This is a genomic window from Methylophaga sp. UBA5088 (genome assembly GCF_002414625.1).
GTDB lineage: Bacteria > Pseudomonadota > Gammaproteobacteria > Nitrosococcales > Methylophagaceae > Methylophaga > Methylophaga marina.
Map to the genome: position 1 here is coordinate 49,124 of NZ_DIAC01000074.1, position 3,262 is coordinate 52,385.

Annotated in this window: 5 protein-coding genes; all 5 read left to right on the top strand. The window is 41.0% G+C overall.

Going from position 1 to position 3,262, the window contains the following annotated elements; genetic code table 11:
* On the top strand, window positions 1-268 hold a 268-nt coding region (locus tag B4K20_RS09630), incomplete at its 5' end, for an SPOR domain-containing protein (protein WP_289282718.1).
* 114 nt (window positions 269-382) lie between these two features.
* Entirely contained in the window at window positions 383-874 is a 492-nt protein-coding gene (locus B4K20_RS09635; RefSeq protein WP_286304672.1) for a CvpA family protein, read from the top strand.
* 19 nt (window positions 875-893) lie between these two features.
* A complete protein-coding gene (purF, locus tag B4K20_RS09640; protein WP_286304671.1) occupies window positions 894-2,399 on the top strand; it encodes an amidophosphoribosyltransferase in 1,506 nt (501 codons plus the stop codon).
* A 67-nt stretch (window positions 2,400-2,466) separates the two neighbouring features.
* Complete coding sequence (locus B4K20_RS09645; RefSeq protein WP_289282719.1) at window positions 2,467-2,991, top strand: YceD family protein; 525 nt, start codon at window positions 2,467-2,469, stop codon at window positions 2,989-2,991.
* Window positions 2,992-3,025: 34 nt separating this feature from the next.
* On the top strand, window positions 3,026-3,205 hold the full coding sequence (gene rpmF, locus B4K20_RS09650; RefSeq protein ID WP_007145145.1) for a 50S ribosomal protein L32: 180 nt from the start codon (window positions 3,026-3,028) through the stop codon (window positions 3,203-3,205).
* The last annotated feature ends 57 nt before the right edge of the window (window positions 3,206-3,262 follow it).

A 3,262-nucleotide genomic window follows, 5' to 3' on the forward strand; every position in this document is an offset into this window, starting at 1 on the left:
AGCTCCAGCTCCAGCTCCAGAAGCTAAAAACAACGAAACGTTATGGGTGTTACAGCTCGCCAGTTTCGGTGTTCGTGATAATGCTGACGCTTTATCAAAAGAACTTGAGTCTATGGGCTACAATCCTTTGATTGAAATACTCAAAACAGACGATAAACCTATCTATCGTGTTCGCTTACAACCTGTTTCAGACCGCGATAAATTAGAAGAAACGGCTAAAATATTGAACAAAAAGTTGAAGTTATCTACGCAGATTTTGCAATATTAACAAGTGTTTTCAGCTAACTATCCAACCATGAAATATAACTGTAAAACTTCTGGGTTGTTGATAGTTAATCTGTTAAAATTTCTCGTTTAGATCGCAGCTGATTGCGGGGTAACTATGGTTTGGGTTGACTATCTGATAATTGGTCTGATTTTTATGTCAGCCGCTATCAGTATTGTCCGAGGCTTCATGAAAGAAGTACTCTCATTGGCTAGCTGGATTCTAGCTTTTTGGGTAGCCATACTTTTTTACTCAAACCTCTCAACATTGTTAGCTGAATATATATCAACGCCTTCAATAAGATTGTTTCTTGCTTTTTTCGTTTTATTTGCTGTGACGCTCATACTCGGTGCGATGGTTAACCATCTAATATCACAAGTTGTCGAAAAAACTGGACTAACGGGGACAGACCGCGCCCTCGGTATTATTTTTGGACTAATACGTGGTGTGGCGTTAGTGACTATTTTGGTTTTAGCCGCTGGTGCAACCCCTATGCCGGCAGATTCTTGGTGGCAAAACTCGATATTATTAGAACATTTTATCAAGTTAGCAGTGTGGGTACGTGATCTGTTACCAGCAGATATCGCCCAGCATATCAACTACAATTAACTTCCTGACAGGGCAAATTATGTGCGGAATTATTGGTATTGTTGGTCATTCTGAGGTTAACCAGGCCTTATATGATGGATTGACCGTATTACAGCATCGTGGACAAGATGCTGCTGGAATAATGACTTGTGACGATGATGGCAAGTTTTTTCTTCGTAAGGATAATGGTCTCGTCAAGGATGTCTTTCATACTCGCCATATGATTCGCCTAAAAGGAAAGATGGGTATTGGTCATATCCGCTATCCTACAGCTGGCTGTTCGACATCAGCTGAATCGCAGCCGTTTTATGTCAACTCTCCATTTGGTATTGCCCTTGCCCATAACGGTAACCTTACCAATACAAAAGTTCTGAAAGATGAATTATTTCAGACAGATCGTCGACATTTGAATACGGATTCTGATTCAGAAGTTTTGCTCAATGTATTAGCTCATGAGTTACAAAACAGCTCAAAATTAACACCTCAACCGCAAGATATTTTTAATGCGGTCGCACAGGTTCATCGTCGTTGCAGAGGCGCTTATGCTGCTGTTGCCATGATCTCAGGGGTTGGCGTCATGGCATTTCGTGACCCATATGGCATTCGACCAGCGGTCATCGGTAAACGTGAAACAGAGCAGGGTACAGAGTATGTTGTTGCCTCAGAAAGTGTTGCCGTTGATATTCTCGACTATGAATTAGTCCGTGATATTGAACCGGGTGAATGTGTCTTTATTGATACAAAAGGTAACTTCTATTCTCAGCAATGTGCTGAAAATCCAGTGAAATCACCTTGTATTTTTGAGTACGTTTATTTTGCTCGTCCTGACTCGATGATGGATGGCATTTCTGTGCATAAAAGTCGCATGCGCATGGGTACAAAACTCGCGCAGAAAATTAAACGTGAATTTCCTGAACACGATATTGATGTCGTTATTCCGATACCTGATACCAGTCGAAGTGCCGCTTTACAGCTTTCTTATGATTTGGGCGTCGTGTATCGAGAGGGCTTTATTAAAAATCGCTATATCGGTCGCACATTTATTATGCCTGGCCAAACCATGCGTAAGAAGTCCGTTCGTCAAAAATTAAATGCTATTGATTTAGAGTTCAGGGGCAAAAATGTTCTCTTAGTAGATGACTCTATTGTTCGTGGTACGACATCACAGCAAATTGTTCAGATGGCAAGAGATGCAGGCGCTAATAAAGTGTATTTAGCTTCTGCCGCGCCACCTGTTCGTTTCCCGAACGTTTACGGTATTGATATGCCATCAGCAAATGAATTTGTGGCTCATGATAGAAATGTTGAAGAAATATCAAAACAATTAGGTGTCGACTGGCTCGTCTATCAAGATCTTCCTGACTTGGTAGCGGCGATCAATAAAAAGTCGGACGTAGAGCGTTTTGATACATCATGTTTTGATGGTGAATACATTACTGGGGATATTGATGCGAACTACTTATATTACATCGATGCCATGAGAAACGATCTAAACAAACAAAACTCTGACAAAAGTAATGCTGTGATTGAGTTACACAATAATTGAATATGATTAGGCCAACAATGCATCCACTTTGCTGTTTTTCGATATTTCTTATATAATCCCGTCGATTATGCGCCAGCAATTACCAAAAGAAATTGATCCGTTTCGATTTGCTCATAATGGACGGGAACTTGAAGGTGAAATTGAACTGACAGAACTGTCACGTTTGAAGCCATCTTTATTTAGTGACTCAGGTTCAGTCAAAATCAAAATGCGATTTGATATTGACCAAACCGGCACACCCTACATGCAAGGTAACTTTGTTACGACACTATCACTGACCTGTGAGCGGTGTATGGAAGAGTTACTCTACCCTGTAGAAGTCAATACGCTGTTAGGTTTGGTAAAGCATGAACGTCTTGTTAGCCGATTATCAGAGCAGTATGAGCCTTGGATAATTGACGAAACAGAGTTTGTGAACCCTGCTGACGTGGTTGAAGATGAATTAATCTTGGCACTTCCCCTGGTGCCTAAACATGATTTTGATTGTCTGCCGAAAGAAGTCTGGCAATCTGGGGATGAAGAGATAGAGGAGACACCTGAAAAACAGGCATCTCCGTTTGCAGTGTTATCTGCATTGAAATCAAAAAAATAATTTTGAATTTTTAAAAGGCTTAGGAGTTTTAGTCATGGCTGTTCAACAAAACAAAAAAAGTGCATCACGTCGTGGAATGCGTCGTTCACATGATGCGTTAACAGAAACAACATTATCTGTTGATTCTACATCAGGTGAGTTACACCGTCGTCATCACGTATCAGCTGATGGCTACTACCGTGGTCGTAAAGTCGTTGCGGATAAAAGCGAATAAGGCATAAACACAATTGAGCCTGACGATATCAATTGATGCAATGGGCGGGGATCACGG